The sequence below is a fragment of the Thermostichus sp. OS-CIW-31 genome, assembly GCF_054060305.1.
This window is the reverse complement of record NZ_JBSSDA010000040.1, coordinates 2,501-5,253: the sequence shown is the minus strand read 5'-3', so window position 1 is coordinate 5,253 and position 2,753 is coordinate 2,501. Positions and strand designations below refer to the sequence as shown.

General features: G+C 58.5%; 2 tRNA genes and 2 rRNA genes (1 of these 4 cut by a window edge). All 4 read left to right on the top strand.

The features are described 5' to 3' along the window. The first annotated feature begins 184 nt into the window (after nt 1-184). Nucleotides 185-1,657: ribosomal RNA gene (locus ACVWY9_RS14005) — 16S ribosomal RNA — on the top strand. A gap of 123 nt (nt 1,658-1,780) precedes the next feature. Then, a tRNA-Ile gene (locus ACVWY9_RS14000) sits at nt 1,781-1,854 on the top strand. Between the two features lie 89 nt (nt 1,855-1,943). Then, nucleotides 1,944-2,019: transfer RNA gene (locus ACVWY9_RS13995), tRNA-Ala, on the top strand. Nucleotides 2,020-2,252: 233 nt separating this feature from the next. Continuing rightward, nucleotides 2,253-2,753 (top strand): 23S ribosomal RNA (locus ACVWY9_RS13990) (it continues 2,308 nt past the right edge of the window). Together the 16S and 23S rRNA genes with 2 tRNA genes alongside form the textbook arrangement of a ribosomal RNA operon.

Sequence of the window (2,753 nt, the reverse complement as noted above, 5' to 3'; positions counted from 1 at the left end):
GGTGGTGGTGGGGATAGGGTAGTAAAGCGCCACAAGGCCACCCAGCCCCGGCGCCCCAGAACCTTGACAAGTAAGCTGTTCAGTCAACCATCGCCAAGCAGCACAGCAGACTCCCTAAGTCGGCTGGTGGCTGCATATTCAACCCTGTCAAGTTTCCATTTTTCCAGAGACAAGCTCTTGAATTGACACGGAGAGTTTGATCCTGGCTCAGGATGAACGCTGGCGGTATGCTTAACACATGCAAGTCGCACGGACACCTTCGGGTGTTAGTGGCGGACGGGTGAGTAACACGTAGGAATCTACCCTCAGGCGGGGGATAACAGCTGGAAACGGCTGCTAATACCCCATACAGGCGGAAGCTGAAAGGAGCAATCCACCTGAGGATGAGCCTGCGTCGGATTAGCTAGTTGGTGGGGTAATGGCCTACCAAGGCGACGATCCGTAGCGGGTCTGAGAGGATGGCCCGCCACACTGGGACTGAGACACGGCCCAGACTCCTACGGGAGGCAGCAGTGGGGAATTTTCCGCAATGGGCGCAAGCCTGACGGAGCAATACCGCGTGAGGGAGGAAGGCCCTTGGGTTGTAAACCTCTTTTCTGGGGGACGAAAGCTGACGGTACCCCAGGAATAAGCCTCGGCTAACTCCGTGCCAGCAGCCGCGGTAAGACGGAGGAGGCAAGCGTTATCCGGAATTATTGGGCGTAAAGGGTACGTAGGCGGCTGGTCAAGTCTGGGGTCAAAGGCCACAGCTCAACTGTGGGAAGGCCCTGGAAACTGACCGGCTAGAGTGAGGTAGGGGTTGCGGGAATTCCCGGTGTAGCGGTGAAATGCGTAGAGATCGGGAAGAACACCTGAGGCGGAAGCGCGCAACTGGGCCTCAACTGACGCTGAGGTACGAAAGCTAGGGGAGCGAATGGGATTAGATACCCCAGTAGTCCTAGCCGTAAACGATGGACACTAGACGTTGGCCGTATCGACCCGGTCAGTGTCGGAGCTAACGCGTTAAGTGTCCCGCCTGGGGAGTACGCACGCAAGTGTGAAACTCAAAGGAATTGACGGGGGCCCGCACAAGCGGTGGAGCATGTGGTTTAATTCGATGCAACGCGAAGAACCTTACCAGGGCTTGACATGCCGCGAACCCTGCGGAAACGTGGGAGTGCCTTCGGGAGCGCGGACACAGGTGGTGCATGGCTGTCGTCAGCTCGTGTCGTGAGATGTTGGGTTAAGTCCCGCAACGAGCGCAACCCTTGTTCCTAGTTGCCAGCATTGAGTTGGGCACTCTAGGGAGACTGCCGGTGACAAACCGGAGGAAGGTGAGGATGACGTCAAGTCAGCATGCCCCTTACGCTCTGGGCTACACACGTGCTACAATGGCGCGGACAAAGGGTCGCGAGCGCGCGAGCGTGAGCCAATCCCAAAAACCGCGTCTCAGTTCAGATCGCAGGCTGCAACTCGCCTGCGTGAAGGCGGAATCGCTAGTAATCGCAGATCAGCATGCTGCGGTGAATACGTTCCCGGGCCTTGTACACACCGCCCGTCACACCATGGGAGCTGGCCATGCCCGAAGTCGGAGCACCCGCCGAAGGCAGGGCTGGTGACTGGGGTGAAGTCGTAACAAGGTAGCCGTACCGGAAGGTGCGGCTGGATCACCTCCTTTTAGGGAGACCTACCTTGGGGCATCTGAGGGGAGATAGACCACCCTTAGGCCAGCAAAGGTTATCCCAGGTCGGTCGGGGTTGAAGGGATGGTTGACTGGGGTTCTGGGGGAGAGCCAAGGGAAGGGCTATTAGCTCAGGTGGTTAGAGCGCACCCCTGATAAGGGTGAGGTCCCTGGTTCGAGTCCAGGATGGCCCACTGTTTGTCCTGGAGAAGGGAGAGCTAGCAAGCTAGAAGCGAGCTGGCCAAGCTGAGGGCAAAGCCAGAGGGTGGGTGCAGTCTGGATTGGGGGTATAGCTCAGCTGGTAGAGCGCTGCCTTTGCACGGCAGAAGTCAGCGGTTCGAGTCCGCTTACCTCCACCACTTTGGTGAGGAGCGGGGAAGGGGTTCTCCAGTTGGATAGGTTGACGACCGGGCTAGGGGTTTGGGTCCGAGCACAAGCCTCCAGCCGGGTTGAGCCGGCCAGCACTTTGAAAACTGCATAGCAAGAGAGCAGCATGCTTCTGGGTTGAGCCCTCCGAGCCTTGGCTTGGGGGAAGCAGCAGCAACCTGGGGGCATGAGGCAGGTAGAACACCAATGTTACGTGAGGTGAAAAGGTCAAGTCAGTTAAGGGCGCACGGTGGATACCTAGGCACGCAGAGGCGAGGAAGGGCGTGTTACCGACGAAACGCTGCGGGGAGCTGGACAAAGGCGGTGATCCGCAGGTTCCCGAATGGGGCAACCCGGCAAGGCGCAAGCCTTGTCACCTTTGGCTGAATCCATAGGCCAAAGGGGCGAACGCGGCGAACTGAAACATCTTAGTAGCCGCAGGAAAAGAAAACAAAAGTGATTTCCTCAGTAGCGGCGAGCGAACGGGAAAGAGCCTAAACCGCTCAGCTACGGCTGGGCGGGGTTGTGGGACGGCCAAACGGCAGCCGGCGGGCTAGGGGAAGCAGCTGGAATGCTGCACCAGAGAAGGTGAAAGTCCTGTAGCCGAAAGCTCAAAGGCGCCGGCCGGATCCCGAGTAGCACGGGGCAGGGGAAATCCCGTGTGAATCGGCGAGAACCATCTCGTAAGGCTAAATACTCCTGCGTGACCGATAGCGAACCAGTACCG